The sequence below is a fragment of the Pseudoduganella sp. RAF19 genome (genome assembly GCF_052114165.1).
Classification (GTDB): Bacteria; Pseudomonadota; Gammaproteobacteria; order Burkholderiales; family Burkholderiaceae_D; genus Rugamonas.
On record NZ_JBFREF010000020.1, the window covers coordinates 1 to 18086 of the forward strand.

17 protein-coding genes, 2 rRNA genes and 1 riboswitch are annotated in these 18086 nt (G+C 63.0%); of the genes, 13 read left to right on the forward strand and 6 right to left on the reverse strand.

Annotated features, from left to right (window positions below; all coding sequences use genetic code 11):
• The 5 genes from AB4Z19_RS30110 to AB4Z19_RS30130 form a co-directional block, all read right to left on the reverse strand.
• Positions 1-88 (reverse strand): 16S ribosomal RNA (locus AB4Z19_RS30110); the annotation flags it as partial.
• Positions 89-376: 288 nt separating this feature from the next.
• Positions 377-1147, reverse strand: coding sequence for a phosphatase PAP2 family protein (locus tag AB4Z19_RS30115; RefSeq protein ID WP_442029860.1), 771 nt, complete (start codon positions 1145-1147; stop codon positions 377-379).
• Complete coding sequence (locus AB4Z19_RS30120; RefSeq protein ID WP_442037103.1) at positions 1128-2792, reverse strand: phosphoethanolamine transferase; 1665 nt, start codon at positions 2790-2792, stop codon at positions 1128-1130. Before AB4Z19_RS30120 ends, AB4Z19_RS30115 begins: the two co-directional genes overlap by 20 nt.
• 68 nt (positions 2793-2860) lie before the next feature.
• The gene (locus AB4Z19_RS30125; protein ID WP_442024521.1) at positions 2861-4099 is read right to left on the reverse strand and encodes a sensor histidine kinase; all 1239 of its coding nucleotides are present in this window, start codon (positions 4097-4099) and stop codon (positions 2861-2863) included.
• Entirely contained in the window at positions 4086-4775 is a 690-nt protein-coding gene (locus AB4Z19_RS30130; RefSeq protein WP_442024523.1) for a response regulator transcription factor, read from the reverse strand. The genes AB4Z19_RS30125 and AB4Z19_RS30130 overlap by 14 nt, the downstream gene beginning before the upstream one ends.
• A 20-nt stretch (positions 4776-4795) precedes the next feature.
• Here AB4Z19_RS30130 and cobT point away from each other — a divergent pair, with 20 nt between their 5' ends.
• From cobT to AB4Z19_RS30195, 13 genes are all read left to right on the forward strand, one after another.
• The gene (gene cobT, locus AB4Z19_RS30135; protein WP_442024525.1) at positions 4796-5827 is read left to right on the forward strand and encodes a nicotinate-nucleotide--dimethylbenzimidazole phosphoribosyltransferase; all 1032 of its coding nucleotides are present in this window, start codon (positions 4796-4798) and stop codon (positions 5825-5827) included.
• A 4-nt stretch (positions 5828-5831) separates the two neighbouring features.
• Complete coding sequence (locus AB4Z19_RS30140; RefSeq protein WP_442037105.1) at positions 5832-6611, forward strand: adenosylcobinamide-GDP ribazoletransferase; 780 nt, start codon at positions 5832-5834, stop codon at positions 6609-6611.
• Positions 6602-7153, forward strand: coding sequence for a histidine phosphatase family protein (locus AB4Z19_RS30145; RefSeq protein WP_442024529.1), 552 nt, complete (start codon positions 6602-6604; stop codon positions 7151-7153). Before AB4Z19_RS30140 ends, AB4Z19_RS30145 begins: the two co-directional genes overlap by 10 nt.
• Positions 7148-7369, forward strand: a riboswitch (cobalamin riboswitch). (Overlaps the previous gene by 6 nt.)
• Before the next feature lie 64 nt (positions 7370-7433).
• On the forward strand, positions 7434-9263 hold the full coding sequence (locus tag AB4Z19_RS30150) for a TonB-dependent receptor domain-containing protein (RefSeq protein ID WP_442024531.1): 1830 nt from the start codon (positions 7434-7436) through the stop codon (positions 9261-9263).
• 18 nt (positions 9264-9281) lie between these two features.
• Complete coding sequence (locus AB4Z19_RS30155) at positions 9282-10304, forward strand: FecCD family ABC transporter permease (protein WP_442024533.1); 1023 nt, start codon at positions 9282-9284, stop codon at positions 10302-10304.
• 1 nt (position 10305) lies between these two features.
• Entirely contained in the window at positions 10306-11079 is a 774-nt protein-coding gene (locus AB4Z19_RS30160; RefSeq protein WP_442024535.1) for an ABC transporter ATP-binding protein, read from the forward strand.
• Positions 11076-11678, forward strand: coding sequence for a cob(I)yrinic acid a,c-diamide adenosyltransferase (gene cobO / locus AB4Z19_RS30165; protein ID WP_442037107.1), 603 nt, complete (start codon positions 11076-11078; stop codon positions 11676-11678). The genes AB4Z19_RS30160 and cobO overlap by 4 nt, the downstream gene beginning before the upstream one ends.
• The gene (locus tag AB4Z19_RS30170; RefSeq protein ID WP_442024539.1) at positions 11678-12967 is read left to right on the forward strand and encodes a cobyrinate a,c-diamide synthase; all 1290 of its coding nucleotides are present in this window, start codon (positions 11678-11680) and stop codon (positions 12965-12967) included. Before cobO ends, AB4Z19_RS30170 begins: the two co-directional genes overlap by 1 nt.
• Positions 12964-13524, forward strand: coding sequence for a bifunctional adenosylcobinamide kinase/adenosylcobinamide-phosphate guanylyltransferase (gene cobU / locus AB4Z19_RS30175; protein WP_442024541.1), 561 nt, complete (start codon positions 12964-12966; stop codon positions 13522-13524). The genes AB4Z19_RS30170 and cobU overlap by 4 nt, the downstream gene beginning before the upstream one ends.
• A complete protein-coding gene (locus tag AB4Z19_RS30180; protein WP_442037109.1) occupies positions 13518-14558 on the forward strand; it encodes a CobD/CbiB family cobalamin biosynthesis protein in 1041 nt (346 codons plus the stop codon). Before cobU ends, AB4Z19_RS30180 begins: the two co-directional genes overlap by 7 nt.
• Positions 14551-15537, forward strand: coding sequence for a threonine-phosphate decarboxylase CobD (cobD, locus tag AB4Z19_RS30185; protein WP_442028240.1), 987 nt, complete (start codon positions 14551-14553; stop codon positions 15535-15537). The genes AB4Z19_RS30180 and cobD overlap by 8 nt, the downstream gene beginning before the upstream one ends.
• Positions 15534-16400 carry a cobalamin-binding protein gene (locus tag AB4Z19_RS30190; protein ID WP_442037111.1) on the forward strand — a complete coding sequence of 289 codons (867 nt, stop codon included), beginning with the start codon at positions 15534-15536 and terminating at the stop codon, positions 16398-16400. The genes cobD and AB4Z19_RS30190 overlap by 4 nt, the downstream gene beginning before the upstream one ends.
• Positions 16397-17827, forward strand: coding sequence for a cobyric acid synthase (locus AB4Z19_RS30195; protein ID WP_442028237.1), 1431 nt, complete (start codon positions 16397-16399; stop codon positions 17825-17827). The genes AB4Z19_RS30190 and AB4Z19_RS30195 overlap by 4 nt, the downstream gene beginning before the upstream one ends.
• A gap of 121 nt (positions 17828-17948) precedes the next feature.
• Here the strand turns inward: AB4Z19_RS30195 and rrf are convergent.
• Positions 17949-18061, reverse strand: a 5S ribosomal RNA gene (rrf, locus tag AB4Z19_RS30200).
• Positions 18062-18086: the final 25 nt, after the last annotated feature.

Here is an 18086-nt window from a genome sequence, read left to right on the forward strand (position 1 = left end):
CAGGCCGAAGCCCGCGCTGCCGTTCGACTTGCATGTGTAAAGCATGCCGCCAGCGTTCAATCTGAGCCAGGATCAAACTCTTCAGTTCAATCTCTGTTTTAAGTCATTGCTGACTTGGTCGCTCACTCAAAATACTGACGAAATCTCTTAACGAGATTACGTTTCATTTTGCGCGAGCATTTGAAGCATATTATTTGAGCATCGCGCCATTCGGCGCGTTGGCCATCTTCAAACGCCCACACTTATCGACTGTTGATTGTTAAAGACCCCCCGTTCGGGGCGCTGCCTAATTGATCGAAGCGTTGTGTTCGTCAGCAGCAGAGAAGCGAGATTATGCGGTGTTTTGCGTTCATCGTCAAGCCCCTCTTTTTTCGCTTCACTCTGCAGCAGTTGCTGCCGTAGCGTTGCGAGGGACAGAACTATAGCTAACGTCCGGCAGCTTGGCAAGCACTTTCGTATTCAATTGATAGATCACGAACACGAGAGCGCAAGCGATCCAGCTTGACCACAGTGTGTGGGTCAGGAAGTGTGCGCCGCGCAGCTGCTGAATCCAGCCGACGCCGAAGCTAAAGGCCAGCATGACAATCGCGACCGCCAGCGCCTTGCGCGGATGGCGCGGCCACCAGAAAGCGGACAGGGAAATCAGCCACAGCACACTGGAAGCATGGCCGCCCGGCAGGCAATGGCCGGCAGCGATACCGTCCGGCATCAATTCAAGCAGACGGATATAAGGAGCGTCGCCGCCATAGCGCTGAACATCCCACGGGCAATGCGAAGAACTTGCGCGCTTGAGCAGGCTGATCACAAGCGGCACCAATGCGGCCGACATTGCGACCACGCGCACGCCCATGCGGCGCTCCCAGCCCCAGCTCGCAAATGGACGCCATTTATCGTACAGAGCAAGCACCACGACCACCACGGCGGCCACCGTCATGACTTGCTTCAGGATTTCATGATTCAGCCGCTCGGCAAACCAGGCGTGCTGCAGGGGGAACACATGCTTCGAGAAGTCGTAAGTAGCGTCCGCCAGCTGCAGATCGACGTTTGTGAACTCGCCCAGCCACAGGATGACCAGCGCCGAGATACCCAGCAGCGCCAGCATCAGCGGGACTGGGCGAATCAGAGGCTTAGCCGCGGATGCATGCATGGAAGATATCCAGTTTAGGGTTATAGACAGCGGTGTTCACGTTCAGCATCCCGAGCGTAGAGTGGAAGACGTTGTCGTGTGAGAATTCCTGACCGCTGCGGGCCGCCAGGCAAGCGCGATCCACCTTGAAGCGCTCGCTGAAGCCGTCCGACATCCAAAGCATCATCGGCACCTTGCGCTGCTCGGCCGGCGAAAACATATAAGGCGCACCGTGCAGATACATATTCTTTTCGCCCAGCGATTCGCCGTGATCGGAGAAATACAGCAGCGAAGTGTCGGCGCCGCCCTCGGCCGCGGCCTTGCGCAGCACATCGATAGCGCGGCTCAGGAAGAAGTCGGTATAAAGAATCGTGTTGTCGTAGGCCGCCACGATGGACTCGCGCGAGCACTTTTCCAGCTCATTGGTCTGGCATACCGGCGTGAACTTGTTGAATTCGGCCGGATAGCGCTTCCAGTAAGCCGGACCATGGCTGCCCTTCTGGTGCAGCACGATGACCATGTCTTTCTGGGCGTTCCTGATCATCTCAGGCAAGCCATTCAACAGACGCTCGTCGAAGCATTCCTCGCTGTTGCACAGCTTGTCGCCCGCCACCGGCTGCGACAGGTCTTCAAACTTCACGCGGTCGCACACGCCCTTGCAGCCGGAATTATTGTCGCGCCATAGGACCTCGAAGCCGGCATGGCGCAGCACGTCCAGCAAACCTTCCTGCGCGCGGGCCTTGTCTTCCGAATAATCTTCACGCGGCAAATCCGAGAACACGCAAGGCACGGACACCGCCGTCGCCGTGCCACAAGAGCTGACATTGGTGAAGTTGATCAGCCCCTGCTCCTTTTTCAGATTCGGATTCGTCTCCCGTTCATAGCCGTTCAGGGAGAAGTTCATGGCGCGCGCCGTCTCACCCACCACGATGATGGTCACGGCATGCTTGCCCTGTCCCGCAACGCCAGCGCCAGCGCCCGCAGCAGCCCACAGGCGGCCCTTGGTGGCGTCAGTGCCCAACGGCGCAACCACGGTCGGCACGGCGAAGCGCTGTTTCAGATAGCTGTTGGTGGCCTGGAAGACGTTGGTCGGCGTCAGCAGGAAGCGCATTTCGCGGTGTTCGCGCACTGCCGGCGCCAGCGTCTTAAACAGCAGCATCAGCAGACCGACCACGACCAGCGCCGACCCGGCAATCGTGCCGAGCTTGATCAGCAGATCGCGGCGCAGCGGCGGGAACTGCACCGGCAGCCGCCACACAATAATGGATGGCAGCACGCCCAGCAGCAGCACCGTCTCAACCATATTCCAGCTCAGCAGCTCAGTCGCCTCGCGCACATCGGTTTCAACGACGTTCTGCACCATGGACGCGTCGATCACCACGCCATACTTGCTCATGAAGTAACTGGCCGACGAAGTCACCAGGAACAGGAAGATCAGCACCGGCTTGATCAGCAGGCGGAAATTGACCAGCGTCAGGATCAGATTGAACACCAGGACCAGCACCAGACTGGCGCCCAGATAAAGCGGGAGGTTGCCGATTTTCGCGCCGCCGGTTGCGGCCACGAAGGTCTTCCAGAAACTGAAATTACACAGCAGGACAAGGAATACAGAAGCGCCGAAAGTCAGCAGCGGCGCATGAATACGAGGCAAAGATTTCAATTTCACAAAGACACTCCCGGCAACTTAGCCGAAAACGATAACCGGGAGCAAGTGAAATAACCGTGAAAACTGCGTTAAATTTTCGTTAAATCAGGGAATTGCAAGATGCAGCAAGTGCCGCCGCCGGATCTTTCAATGATCTCGATACTTGCACCTATATAGTGGCAGATGCGCTGAACCAGGCTCAGACCCAGTCCGGCGCCAGCCGAAGTCTCGCCATCCGCCACCGGTTCACCGCGCATGCGCGCCAGGGCGCTGGATGGCAGGCCGGGGCCAGTATCTTCCACAATGATACTGCGCGGCCCCAGATGCACATCGACCGAACCCGATTGGGTGTACTGGCAAGCATTGCGCACCAGGTTGCCCACCGCTGCCATCAGCAGCTCGCGCGGGCCTTGCACCTTGAAGTCTTCTCCGCCGCCGAAACACAGCGCCAGCGGACGGTTTGCCACCAGCCCCTGATAACGCGCCACTTCGGCGTGGGCGAGCGACGCGGCCGACAGTTCCGACCATTCCAGCACCTCGGGCGAACGGGCCAGGCGCAGCAGTACGGCAGTCACGTCGCTGGCCTCGCGGGCCGCACGATAGATCCGCTCGGACGGCGCATGCAAGGCCGGCTCATCATGCGTGCGCTCCATCAGCAATTCGGCGGCGCCACTGATCACGGTCAGCGGCGTACGCAGCTCGTGGCTCACGTCGCCGGTGAAGAAGCGTTCGCGATCCAGGAAACGGGTCAGCTCGGACGTGTGCCCGGCAAAGGCGCGCGCCAGCACGCCCAGTTCATCTTCCCGGTCCAGATGCGGCAGGTCGTCCTTGCGCTGCTCCACCGCCTCGGCCAGTTCCGTGATCGGCGTAACGATGCGATTGGCCACCCAGCGGCCCAGCGCCAGTGAACCGCCGATAACGGCAATCAGCGCGCCGCTGAACATGGCGTACACCACGATCTCAATGTTCTCGTATTCCGTGCTGTGATCGACTACAACGAAGTCGCCCAGTGAATCGCGGGCGGCCAGTACGTGCAGATAGACGCCGTCCACCTCCATCTTGTGCACACCCGGCGACAGGCCGCGCAGGGATACCGGAACGTCCTGCCCATGATGGAAGCTTACGCCGGACGGCATCTCGACCGGCAAATGCCCCGCATTGCGCGGCGATGCCCAGTCGGCGATGACCCGCAGGCGATCATCCACCAGGCGGTCTTCGATACCCTCCACTGCCAGTGCCGCAATGCCGGCGAAAATGACCGACACGCCCACCGCAAAGGCCACATAGGCCAGGATGATGCGCCGGCTGAGGGATTCAGCCCTCTTCATCGGCTGCCAGCAGCTTGTAGCCTATGCCGGGGATAGTGCGCAGCATGGCAAAGGAATGCGGCTTGTCCAGCGCCTGGCGCAGGGCGTGGATGTGAGTCCGCAGCGCGTCACTGTCGGGACGGTCCTCGCCCCACAGCTCCTGCTCCAGCACCTCGCGAGTGACGACTTTGGGCGACTCCTTCATCAGCAGGCGCAGGATGGTGAGGCCGGTACGGGTCAGCGTCAGCGGCCGCCCGGCGCGGCGCGCCTCGAAATTGGCCGTATCGTAGGCCAGCTCGCCCACAGTCAGCACGGGGCTGGTGGCCTGCACACCGCGCGAGCGGCGCACCAGGGCGCGCAGCCGCACCTCCAGCTCCACCATTGAGAAGGGCTTGACCATATAGTCGTCGGCGCCGCTTTCGAAGCCCGCGACCTTGTCTTGCAGGGTGTCGCGCGCGGTCAGCATCAGAACCGGCGTGGCCTTGCCCAGCTCACCGCGCAGCTTCTGACACAGCTCCACACCATTCAGGCCTGGCAGCATCACATCCAGAATGATGGCGTCGTAGTCGTGCTGCGCAGCCAGCGCCAGCCCGCCGTAGCCGTTGGCCGCGGAATCCAGCACGTAACCCTTATGCTCCAGGAAGCCGTACAGGTTCGCAACGATGTCAGGGTTGTCTTCGATGATGAGGATGCGCATGCGGGCATTATAATTCCCGGATGACTATCCCACACATCTCCCCCGTTCATGACGAATCGCTCGCGGCCCAGCTGGACCGCGCCATCAACAACAAGACCAAGCCGCTGGGCAGCCTGGGCGCGCTGGAAGCGCTGGCCAAGCAAATCGGCATGGTGCAGCAGACCACTGCGCCGGTACTGCATGATCCCGCCATTCTCGTCTTCGCCGGCGACCATGGCGTAGTCGCCGAGGGCGTGTCCGCCTACCCGCAGGACGTGACCTGGCAAATGGTCGAGAACTTCCTGGCCGGCGGCGCCGCCATCAACGTGTTCGCGCGCCAGAATGGTTGCCTGCTGAAAGTGGTGGACGCTGGTGTGAACCATACCTTCGGTCCACGCGACCACCTGCTGAACCGCAAAATCGCACCCGGCACCCGCAACTTCGCCAAAGAAAAGGCAATGACCGCCCAGCAGTGCATGGAAGCGATCGAGTGCGGCATGGAGCTGGTTGAAAACCTGCCTGGCAAAGTGCTCGGCTTTGGCGAAATGGGCATCGGCAACACGACCGCCGCGGCGGCCCTGATGCACAAGCTGACCGGTATTCCCGTCGCCGAATGCGTCGGCGCCGGCACCGGCCTTGATGCGGAAGGCGTGCTGCGCAAGCAGCGCGTGATCGAAGCAGCCGTACAGCTGCATGACGTCAACGGTGGCCTGCCGGTGCTCGCAGCCTTTGGCGGCTTCGAAATCGCCATGATGGTTGGCGCCATGCTGAAGGCGGCCGAGCGCCGCATGGTGCTGGTGATCGACGGCTTCATCGTCACCAGCGCCCTGCTGGTCGCCGCCCGCATCAAGCCCGAGGTGCTGGGCTACTGCGTGTTCTCGCACTGCTCGGACGAGACTGGCCACAAGCGCATGCTGGAACACCTGAATGCCCGTCCGCTGCTGAACCTGGGCCTGCGCCTGGGCGAAGGCACCGGCAGCGCGCTGGCCATGCCGCTGCTGCAGGCGGCCGTCAACTTCCTGAACCAGATGGCGACTTTCGAGTCGGCTCAGGTCAGCGAAAAGTCAGTCTGAGTTCATGCAGCAGGTTCGCCTCTTCTTCATCGCGCTGCAATTCTTCACGCGGCTGCCGATTCCGTCGTGGGTCGGCTTTGAGGCGGCCTGGCTGCATCACGCGTCGCGCTATTTCCCGTTGGTTGGCGCGGTCGTCGCCGCCATTGCGGCCGGCGTCTATGCAATGGCCGCACTAGTGCTTCCCGCGCCCGTGGCCGTGCTGCTCTCCACAGCAACCGGCATCTATGCCACCGGCGCCTTCCACGAGGATGGTTTCGCCGACATGTGCGATGGCTTCGGCGGCGGCCAAACGCGCGAGCGCGTGCTGGAAATCATGAAGGACTCGCGCATTGGCGCTTACGGTGCGATTGGCATCATCCTTCTGCTGGCGGTCAAATGCGCAGCCTTGTCTGCGTTGCCGCCCGTCGCTGTGCTGGCGGCGCTGGCGGTTGCCCATCCGGCATCCCGTCTGATGGCCACGGCCCTGATCTGGCGCATGGAATATGCCCGCGCTGAAGGCAAAGCCAAGCCGATGGCGCAGGAAATGCGCAGCGGCGAATTCGCCATTGCCGCCTGTACCGCCGCCGTGCCGCTGGCCGTGGTCGCGGCGGGCGGTTGGATCGCCCCCGCAGCGTTGGGCATCGGCTTGCTGGGCATGATACTGGCCGCACTTTGGCTGGCCCGCAAATGCGTGCAGCGCCTGGGCGGCTACACCGGCGATTGCCTGGGCGCTGTGCAGCAATTGAGCGAAGCCGTTTTCTATGTGTGCGTGCTGGCCGCCTCGGGCCACGGCGCATGGGCCTGATCCTTATTCGCCACCCCGCGCCGCAAGTCGCGCCGGGGCTTTGCTATGGCAGCAGCGACCTGCCGCCCGATCCTGCGGCGCTCGCGGCCTGCCATGCGTCCATCGGCGCTGCGTTGCCGCCCGACCTGCTGCGCGCGGCGCCGATCTGGACCAGTCCCCTGCGCCGCTGCACCGAACTGGCCGCCTTGCTGGCCGCCACGCCCGGCCGTCCCGCCGCGGCAATACCCGATGCCCGCCTCGCCGAACTGCATTTCGGCGCCTGGGAACTGCGCGCTTGGGACGACATTCCCCGCGCCGAAGTCGATGCCTGGGCCGCCGATCTGCTCCACTACCGCCCCGGCGGTGGCGAGTCCGTGCTGGACGCCGCCCGGCGCGTGCAATTCTTTTTACGAGAGCTGACAGGCCCTGCCATCGTGGTCTGCCACGCCGGCACCATCCGCCTGATGCAAGCGCTGCACAACGGTGCGCCACTGCACGCAGCGGCCCTGAAAGCGGCTGCGGCGCCCCACGCCATCCCCTACGGCAGCGTCATCGAGTTATAATTCGCAAGTTTTGGTGCCCGCGATCGAGGTCTCGATCGCAGTTAAACGGGAAACACGAAGCCATCGCCGATGGCCAACGTGTGCTGCCCCCGCAACGGTAAGCAAGTGCTGCTCCACAAGAGCGGCAGCTGTCTCCTCAGCCACTGTGCGCAAGCATGGGAAGGCCCGACAGTCAGACCTGCCAGCCCGGATACCGGCCAAATCAGGTGGAAGCGTCCGCGCTTCCGTGTGAATCTGGCCTACGGGGACGTGGGCTGGTAGCTCAAATACGAAAATTGTCATGACATCTCCCGTCACCCGGCAAGCGGCCCTCGCGTCGTTCGCCCTGGCTATTGCTGCGCCTAGCGTGCAAGCCCAAACCGTTGCCCTCGATTCGATCATCGTGACCGCCACCCGTACCCCGCGTGCCGCGCGCGACGTGGTCGCCGATACCTTGACCATCAGTTCCGAAGAAATCACCAGCGCCGGCGCCGGCTCCATCACGGAACTGCTGCAACGCCAGCGCGGCATCGAAGTCACCCGCAATGGCGGTCCGGGCACCAACTCCGGCGTACTGCTGCGCGGCGCCAACGGCAACCAGGTCGTCGTGCTGGTGGACGGCGTACGCATCGGCTCCGCCACCAGCGGCACGGCGGCATGGAACGCGATTCCGCTGGAAGCCATCGACCACATCGAAGTAGTCTATGGCCCGCTCAGCACCCTGTACGGTGCGGACGCCATCGGCGGCGTGATTCAGATCTTCACCAAGAAAGGCAAAGGCGCACCGGAAATCAGCGCTTCTGTCGGCGGCGGCACTTACGGCACGCGCGTTTATGAGGCAGCCGTTTCCGGCAGCAGTGGCCCGATCAGCTATGCCCTGAGCGCGGCCAAAGAGCGCTCGGACGGCTTCTCCGCCACCAAGCCGGCCAGCAGCTCCTTCAATCCAGACGACGACGGCTATCAACGCGAAGACGCCGCCGGTCAATTTGCATGGCAGCTGGCGCCAGGCCATGAACTGGGCCTCGTCTTCCTGCACAGCCGCACCGAGGCGCAATTCGACAGCGGCAAGACCAGCCGCGCCGACAGCGTACAGTCGCTGGACAATATCGCTATTTATTCGCGAAACGCGATTCTGCCAGCGTGGTCCATGCTGACTCAGGCTTCGCAGAGCCGCGACAAATCCGGCAGCTTCACGTCTACGGATAGCCAGATCAACACCAAGCAAACCACCTTCAGCTGGCAGAACGATTTCCGCCTCGGCGAAGACATGCTGCAACTGCTGGCGGAACACCGCAAGGAAGAAGTCGAAAGTAATGTCGCTGCCGTCGCCAAGGACCGTACCACCAACTCGGTTGCCGCCAGCTATCAGCTGAACCGCGGCCCGCACCTGCTCAGCATCGGCGCTCGCAACGACGACAGCTCGCAATACGGCAGCAAGGTCACCGGCTCGCTGGGCTACGGCTATCGCCTTTCAAGCGCACTGCGCCTGAACGCCAGTTACGGCACCAGCTTCCGGGCACCGACCTTCAATGAACTGTACTACCCAAGTTTCGGCCTGCCCACCAACCGTCCGGAACGCGGCCACAATGCCGATGTGGGGATGAACTTCGACAACGGCAGTACCGCCTTTACCGCGGCCTACTACCGCAACAAGCTGACCGACCTGCTGGTTAATTTCTCGCCGTGCCCACAACCGGGCTTCGCTTTCGGCTGCGCCTACAACGTCAACAAGGCCACACTGGAAGGTCTGACCATGTCGGCCCGCCAGCGCCTCGGCGCGTTCACTCTGACGGCCGATGCGGATATCCAGGACCCGAAAGACGATACGCTCAACAAGTCGCTGGTACGCCGCGCCAAACGCCACGGCAATATCGGCGTGGAATACGACGCCGGCAAGCTGCACACTGGCGCAGAATGGCAGCTGTCCGCTTCGCGCTTCGACGATGCCGCCAACAAGAACCGTCTTGGCGGCTATGGTCTGCTCAACCTGTTTGCCACCTGTCAGTTCACGCACGACTGGTCTGCGCTGCTGCGCGTGAATAACGTGGGCGACAAGCAGTATGAGCTGGCGCGCAATTACGCCACAGCCGGCCGCAGCGTGTTCGCCGCCCTGCGTTACGGCTTCCACTAAATCGGGTAAGCTGCCGCCATGCATCCATTCTCCGCCCAATTGCGAAACCGGGCCGGCCTGATAAGCGCCGGATTAGTCCTCCTTTCTCTGGCCAGTCTGCTGATCGCGGGCATGACTGGTTCGGTTTCGATTCCACTGGCAGACATGCCAGGCGCATTGCGCGAATTATTGGATGGCCATCCGGATTCTTTGGCGGCTAACTTGCTCGATCTGCGCATCAGCCGCGCGCTGGCGGCCTTCGTCACCGGCGCTTCCCTGTCTCTGGCGGGCATGATGATGCAGGCGCTGCTGCGCAATCCGCTGGCGGACCCTTATGTGCTGGGCGTGTCGTCCGGTGCATCGGTAGGTGCGCTGGCGGCGCTGTTGTTCATGTGCGCGGCATGGATAATTGACGCGGCGGCATTCGGCGGCGCGGTGGCCGTGTCGCTGATGCTGTATGTACTGGCACGGCGCGACCTGCGCGGCGGTACCGCGGCAGAAGGCGGCACGTCGTTGCTGCTGCTGACGGGCGTGATCCTGTCTTCGGCCTGCATTGCCCTTGTCACCTTGATGTTGTCGATCGCACCGGACAGCCGCCTGCGCAGCATGGTGTTCTGGCTGATCGGCGACCTGTCCGGAGCATCGGTACGCTGGCTGCCATGGATAGTGCTGGTATTCGCACTGGCTTACGCCCTGCGCAAGGCGCGCGCACTGAACGTGATGGCCCTGCATGCAGAAGCGGCAGCAACACTGGGCATCAACGTTGGCGTGCTGCGCAAAGGCCTGTTCTTCATTTCCGCCCTGCTGACCGCAAGCGCGGTGACCAGCGCAGGCAGCGTGGGCTTTGTCGGCCTGATCGTACCGCATGCCTGCCGCTTCGCCTTCGGACCGGACCACCGATTGCTGGTGCCATCCGCGACACTGGTCGGCGGCGCCTATCTGGTGCTGGCCGACACGCTGGCGCGCACCATCATTGCGCCCCAGCAGCTGCCGGTTGGCGTGGTCACGGCGCTGGTCGGCACGCCGGTCTTCCTGTACCAGCTGCACCGGCTGAGGAAATAAGATGATCGCAACTGAACAACTACGACTCACTATCGGCCGCCGCACGCTGGTCGACGCGCTGGATTGGCGCGTCGGCGACGGCGAATGCTGGAGCGTGATTGGCCGCAATGGCGCGGGCAAGAGCACCCTGCTGCGCACCCTCGCGGGCTTGCGCGAACCGGAAAGCGGACGTGTATTGGTCGAAGGCCGTGCACTGGCCGACTGGCCGCTGGCCGACCTGGCGCGTACCCGCGCCTTCCTGGCGCAGTCGCGCAACGACGCGTTTTCCTACTCAGTGATAGAAACGGTGCTGTCCGCGCGCCATCCTTATCACGGCAACCGCTATTGGGAAGACAGCGACGATCATCACGCAGCACTGGGCGCGCTGCAAGCGATGGAAGTCGCTGACCTGGCCGAGCGCGATGTGCGCACGCTGTCCGGCGGCGAGCGGCAACGCGTCGCCATCGCCGCTTTGCTGGCGCAGGACACTCCGTTGCTATTGCTGGACGAACCGGCCAATGCGCTCGACCTGGCGCATCAGGTCAGTGTGATGGCCCTGCTGGCAAAGCTGTGCCGCGAACAGAAAAAAACCGTTGTCATGGTCGGCCACGACCTGACCCTGGCGCACAGCGTGTCGACGCATGCGCTGCTGCTGATGGGCGATGGACGCTGGCTGGCCGGACCGGTGTCCGACGTCATGCAACCGCCCATCCTCAGCGAATACCTTCAACACCCGATCGACGTCGTGCGCCACGGAAGCCGCACGATCTTCATTCCCCTGGAGAGCAGCGCATGAACGACATCAATGAACGTCACCGCGAACGCATGGAGCGCAAGAAGGCCATAATCGACGCCAAAATCGCCGCGGCGGATAAGGACATCGGTGTCCTGATCGTCAACACCGGCAATGGCAAAGGCAAGAGCTCCAGCGGCTTCGGCATGGCGATGCGCGCCATGGGGCACGGCATGAAGGTCGGCGTGGTGCAGTTCATCAAAGGCGCCATGTCCACCGGCGAGGAGATCTTCCTGCGCCGCTTCCCGGACGAGTGCAGCTTTCACGCCATGGGCGAGGGCTATACCTGGGAAACGCAGAACCGCGAACGCGATATCGAGAAAGCGCAGGCAGCCTGGGAACAGGCGCGCGTTTTCCTGCGCGATCCTGCCTACGGCATGGTGATCCTTGATGAGCTGAACATCGCGCTGAAGTACAAATATCTGGACGTTGATATGGTGATCGCCGACCTGCTCGATCGCCCGCCAATGCAGCACGCAGTGGTCACCGGACGCGCAGCGCCGCCGGAGCTGATCGAAGTTGCGGACACGGTCACCGAAATGAACGTCGTGAAGCACGCCTTCAAAGCCGGCATCGCTGCGCAACCCGGAACGGAGTGGTGATGGCAAAGGCTGTACTGATCGCCGCTGCTGCATCCGGTCAGGGTAAAACTACCGTGACCGCCGCGCTGGCGCGCAAACTGCGCCGCGACGGCAAGCGTGTACGCGTGTTCAAGTGCGGCCCGGATTTCATCGATCCAATGATTCTCGCGCGCGCCAGCGGCGCACCAGTGCAGACGCTCGATTTATGGATGGTCGGGCGCGATGCGTGCCAGCGACTGCTGGCGGACGCAGCCCGCGACGCCGACGCCATCCTCATCGAAGGTGTCATGGGGCTTTACGACGGCACGCCGTCCGCGGCCGATCTGGCCAACGAATTCGGATTGCCCGTGCTGGCGGTGATCGATGCAGGCGCGATGGCGCAAACCGCCGGCGCGCTGGTTCAGGGTCTGCGCGACTACGGGCCAGTGCGCATGGCAGGTGTGATCGCGAATCGCGTTGCCAGCGCTGGACATGCGGCCATGGTGGCTTCCTCGCTGCGCGATATTCCCTTGCTTGGAAGTTTGCCGAAGCAGGCGCAGTCGCTTCCGGAGCGTCACCTGGGCCTTGTGCTGCCTGACGAGCAACCGGAAATCGACGGTCTGCTCGACTCGCTGGCCGATCAGCTGAATTTTGATGCCGCGGCGTGGGATGCGCTTCCCGCCGTCAAATTGCTGCCACCGCAGGCAGCAGCGCCTGTCCCTGCACTGCTTGCAGGCCGCACCATCGCCGTCGCGCGGGATGCAGCCTTCGCCTTCATCTACCCCGCCAATATCGAGACGCTTTCAGCACTTGGCGCGCAAATCGTCTGGTTCTCGCCGCTCGCCGACGAGCCGGTCCCCGCGTCAGCCGATGCAATCTATCTGCCCGGTGGCTATCCTGAACTATATGGGCAACAGCTGGCGCAAGCGGCCAGCTGGCAGGCATCGATCCGCATCGCGCACGAGCAAGGCAAACCAATCGTCGCAGAGTGCGGCGGCATGATGGCTGTGGCGGAGTCCATCGCCGACAAGGACGGCTACACCTGGTCAATGGCCCGCTTGTTGCCTGGCCGCGTCGTCATGCAAGGTCGCCTCGCCGGCCTGGGTCCGCAAGCGTTGCCGACTGAAGCCGGTCCGCTGCGCGGCCACACCTTCCACTACTCGCGCCTTGAAGACGGCCCGACGCCCATTGCGCACACGATCAAGCATCGCACGGAGGCGCAAGGCGAAGCAGTGTATTGCCACGGCTCGTTACACGCGTCGTACTTCCATGCCTACTTCGCTTCGAATCCTGAAGCGACGGCATCCTTATTCTCGCGGAGCGGCACATGAAACGCTCACTGATCCTTGGTGGCGCACGTTCAGGCAAAAGCGGCTACGCCGAACGGCTGGCGACAGAATCGAACAAGGAAGTCATCTACATCGCGACCGCGACCGCAGGCGACAAGGAAATGGCAGAGCGCATCGCTCACCACCGCCGCCAGCGTCCGGCACAGTGGACGACTGTCGAAGAAGGTCTTGCGTTGGCCGACGTCTTGCGCCAATGGCGTGCGCCGCATCGCGTGGTGCTGGTGGATTGCCTCACGCTGTGGCTCACCAATTTGCTCTTCAGCGATGGCACGGCATATCCAGACCTCGGCATGATTGAACTGCCGCAGCGCTTCCACACAGAGCGTGCGGCGCTGCTCGACGAGATAGCACGGGCCGGCGCGGGCCCGGTGATTTTTGTGTCCAATGAAGTGGGCATGGGCATAGTGCCTTACGGTGCTGTGTCGCGCGCCTTCACCGACGAAGCAGGGCGCCTCAACCAGGCCGTTGCCGCCGCCTGCGACCACGTGGCCTTCGTCGCCGCCGGCCTACCGCTCACGTTGAAAGGAACGCCATGCTGACAGGCCTCGACTGGACTCAGACCGTGCTGCTGATGCTGTGCGGCGTCCTGCTCGACCTCCTGCTCGGCGAACCACGCCGCTTCCATCCGCTGGTCGGTTTCGGCAAACTCGCTGCCGCCCTCGAACGCCGGCTGAACCGCAACCGCCCCGCCCCCGTCGATGCCGCGCTTGCCGCGCCTGCCACGCCTGCCGCGGTTGCGCCGAGCGCCGAGCGCGCGACCAGCGAATCCATGGACGTGGCACTTGGAACACTAGCCTGGCTGCTTGCGGTCCTGCCACTGGTCGCCATCGCGGCGGCGTGCATCGCGCTGGCATTTGCAGCCACACCAGGCGCCGGCTGGGCACTGCACGCGCTGCTGCTCTACTTCACCCTCGGTCTGCGCAGCCTGCGCGACCACAACCTGCCGATCGCCGACGCGCTGAAGGCCGATGACCTGCCAACCGCGCGTGCGCTGACCGGACGTATTGTCAGCCGCGATACGCAAAACGCCAGCGCGGACGACCTGGCCAAGGCGAGCACCGAATCCCTGCTCGAAAATGGCAACGACGCCGTGTTCGGCGCCCTGTTCTGGTTCGCCATTGCAGGCGGCCCAGGCGCCCTGCTGTTCCGCCTAGCGAACACACTGGATGCGATGTGGGGCTACCGCACCCCGCGCTTCCTGCACTTCGGCCGTGCGGCCGCGCGTATCGACGACGCTCTCAATTTCATTCCCGCCCGCCTGACGGCGGCCAGCTATGCCCTGCTCGCACCAACACTGGAAGCCAAACAGCGCGCATTCCGCTGCTGGCGCGCGCAAGCACCCGCGTGGAGCAGCCCAAACGCCGGCCCGGTCATGTCCGCAGGCGCAGGCGCGCTTGGCCTCTCGCTCGGCGGTCCGGCAATCTACAACGGTGAACTCGAACAACGCCCGCCGCTTGGCGAAGGCAAGATCGCAACGAAGCACGACATCGTCCGCGCCTGGCGTCTGGTCCTTGCTACCTGCTGGCTGTGGCTAGCCGCAGCAGCAGTCATCGCAGGAGTCAGCCATGCTTGAACACGGCGGCAAGTTGCAGGACGCCGTGCGGCGCTACGGACAGCACGACTGGCTCGATCTTTCGACCGGCATTAATCCTGCGCTGTATCCTGTACCACCACTGGCGGCCAACGCCTGGCACCGGCTGCCGGAGGAAGATCCCGCACTGGCCGAAGCCGCACAACGCTATTACCGTGCATCGCGTATGCTGCCGGTCGCTGGCACGCAAGCCGCAATCCAGACTTTGCCACGTCTGCGCGAACCTTCGCGTGTGACCATCGCTGCACCAAGCTATGCGGAGCATGCTCACCACTGGAAGCAGCACGGCCATATCGCAAGCGAAGTACCGTACGCTGCACTGGATGCCGCCGTTGCACACAGCGACGTGCTGGTCGTCTGCAATCCGAACAACCCGACCGGCGCCCGCGTGCCGCGCGCAGATCTGCTGCGCTGGGCTGATGCGCTGCGCGCGCGCGGCGGCTGGCTGGTTGTGGACGAGGCTTTCGCCGACACCGACAACGCCAACAGTATTGCAAAGGAAGCCGATCAATCGGGCATCATCGTGTTGCGCTCAGTCGGCAAGTTCTTCGGCCTTGCAGGTCTGCGCCTCGGCTTCGTCGCCGCAGCGCCGGAGATATTGAATGCACTCGCCGAATTGCTCGGCCCCTGGTCGGTCAGCGGGCCGGCCCAGCAGATCGGCCGAGCCGCGCTGCAGGACGAGTGCTGGCAACATGAAACGCGCGAAATGCTGGCCTGGGCCGGCGGCCGATTGAATATGCTGCTCGCGCAGCAAGGAATCCGATCGAGTGGCACGGCGCTGTTCCAATGGTGGCCAGAACCCCAAGCCGAAGCCTTCCACGAACATATGGCACGCCGCGGCATCTGGGTGCGCCTGTTCCGCAACGCCGCACGCGGCATTCGACTTGGCTTGCCTCCCGACGAAACGGGCTGGCAGCGTCTCGAAGCAGCATTGAACGAATGGACAAAGGAAAACCGATGAAATACCTCCTGCTGGCAGGCGCCCTGCTCGCGGCCAATGCAACCGCCGCCATCACCGTACGCGACGACGACGGCAGTCTCGTCACCCTGCAAAAACCCGCGCAGCGCGTGATCTCCATGGCGCCCCATGTGACGGAGCTGCTGTTTGCAGCCGGCGGTGGCGACAAGGTCGTCGGCGCCGTGAACTACAGCGATTATCCGGAAGCAGCCAAGAAAATCCCTCGTATCGGCGACAACCGCGACATCGATATGGAGCGCGTCATCGCCATGAAGCCGGATCTGATCGTCGTCTGGCGTCACGGCAGCTCCGAGCGCCAGATCGAACAGCTGCGCAAGCTCGGCATCCCGCTCTTCCACAGCGAACCCAAAAAGTTGGATAACATCGCAGACAACCTGACCGCGATGGGCCAGCTGCTCGGCACCGAAGCGGTGGCCAACGCCGCGGCCCAGGATCTGCGGAGCAAGCTGGCATCGCTACGCGCGCAATACGGCGCGCGTCCGCCGGTGACCGTCTTCTACCAGGTATGGGACAAGCCACTCTACACGCTGAATGGCGAACATATCGTCAGCGACGCGCTGAAAGCCTGCGGTGGCGTGAACATTTTCGCCGATCAGAAGACCACTGCGCCGGTGGTCAGCATCGAAGCGGTGCTGCAAGCCGATCCCGAAGCCGTCTTCGCCACAGCGGAGAAGGACTACGGCGGCGTGAACCTCTGGCGCCCGTACGGCATGCTGAAGGCAACCAGGAATAGCAACCTGTTCACGATTGACGGCAATCTGCTGAACCGCGCAGGCCCGCGCATGATCGCCGGCACCGCCGTGCTGTGCGAAAAACTGGAAGAAGCGCGGAAGCATCGCAAATGACGATTCCCTTCCGCACCCTGATGGTTCAGGGCACCACTTCCGACGCAGGCAAGAGCACCGTGGTTGCAGCGCTGTGCCGCCTACTGAAGCGGCGCGGTGTCCGTGTGGCGCCATTCAAGCCGCAGAATATGGCGCTCAATAGCGCCGTCACCGCCGACGGCGGCGAGATCGGACGCGCCCAGGCGCTGCAGGCCGTCGCTGCTGGCGTGCCGCCGCACACGGATATGAATCCCGTGCTGCTCAAGCCTTCCAGCGACATCGGTGCGCAAGTGATCATTCACGGCAAAGTACGCGCGGAGATGAATGCACGCGACTACCACCAGTACAAAACGGTGGCGATGAGCGCCGTGCTTGAATCGCATCAGCGGCTGTTGGGGCAATATGACGTTGTGGTTGTGGAAGGCGCGGGCAGTCCCGCCGAGATCAATCTGCGCGATCGCGATATTGCCAATATGGGTTTTGCGGAGGCAGTGGATTGCCCGGTGATTCTGATTGCGGATATCGATCGCGGCGGCGTGTTTGCGCACATCGTCGGTACGCTGTCCTGCCTGTCGCAAAGTGAGCGCGATCGCATCATCGGTTTTGTGATCAATCGCTTCCGCGGCGACAGCAAGCTGCTGGAGCCTGGACTTGAATGGCTCGAACAGCAGACGGGCAAGCCCGTGCTGGCCGTGCTGCCTTATCTGCATGGCCTTTATCTCGATGCTGAAGATGCAGTGCAGCCAGTGCAAGCCGCACGCGGCGCCTTCCGCATTGTCGTGCCAAGCCTGCCGCGCATGAGCAATCACACCGACTTCGATGCACTGCGCGCGCATCCGGATGTGGACCTGCAGTTCATTCGCCAGGGCGAACCGATACCGCCAGCGGATCTGATCATTCTCCCCGGCAGCAAGAACACTCGCGACGATCTGGCCTGGCTGCAGCAGTATGGCTGGCCGGCGCATATCGCGCGCCATTTGCGGTACGGCGGCAAGGTGATTGGGATTTGCGGCGGCTTCCAGATGCTGGGCCGCAGTGTGGAAGATCCGCACGGCGTTGAAGGTATCGCTGGCGCCTCGGAGGCACTCGGCGTGCTCGATATGGCGACGGAGCTGACGCAAGAGAAGCAGCTGGTTCAGATCACGGGCCGCTGCGCGTTTGCGGACGCACCGGTCAACGGCTACGAAATTCACATGGGAGTTTCGTCCGGCGCCGCGCTGGCGCAGCCGGCGTTCTATGTCGACGGCCGTCCTGAAGGTGCGCTGGAAGAACAGGTGCTCGGAACTTATCTGCACGGATTGTTCGACAATCCTGCCGCGGGACGCGCGCTACTGGAATGGGCAGGCCTGCACAGCGAGCACACCGTGGATACAGCCGCGCTGCGGGAAGCGAGCATCGACCGCCTGGCCGACGCATGCCAACCGCTGCTGGACGCACTGCTGCGCTAAAAAACCCACGGCGCAAAAGCGGATGGCTGCCACATCGTGGCAGCCACCTGGTTTATGTCCTGGGTTCAGAAAGCAAAAAAGCCCACCGGCGTCTGCGCTTGGTGGGCTTCTTCAATAACTAGCCTGACGATAACCTACTTTCACACTGGTTGCAGCACTATCATCGGCGCAAAGTCGTTTCACGGTCCTGTTCGGGATGGGAAGGGGTGGGACCGACTTGCTATGGTCATCAGGCATAACTGGTAGCACCGCGTTGGCT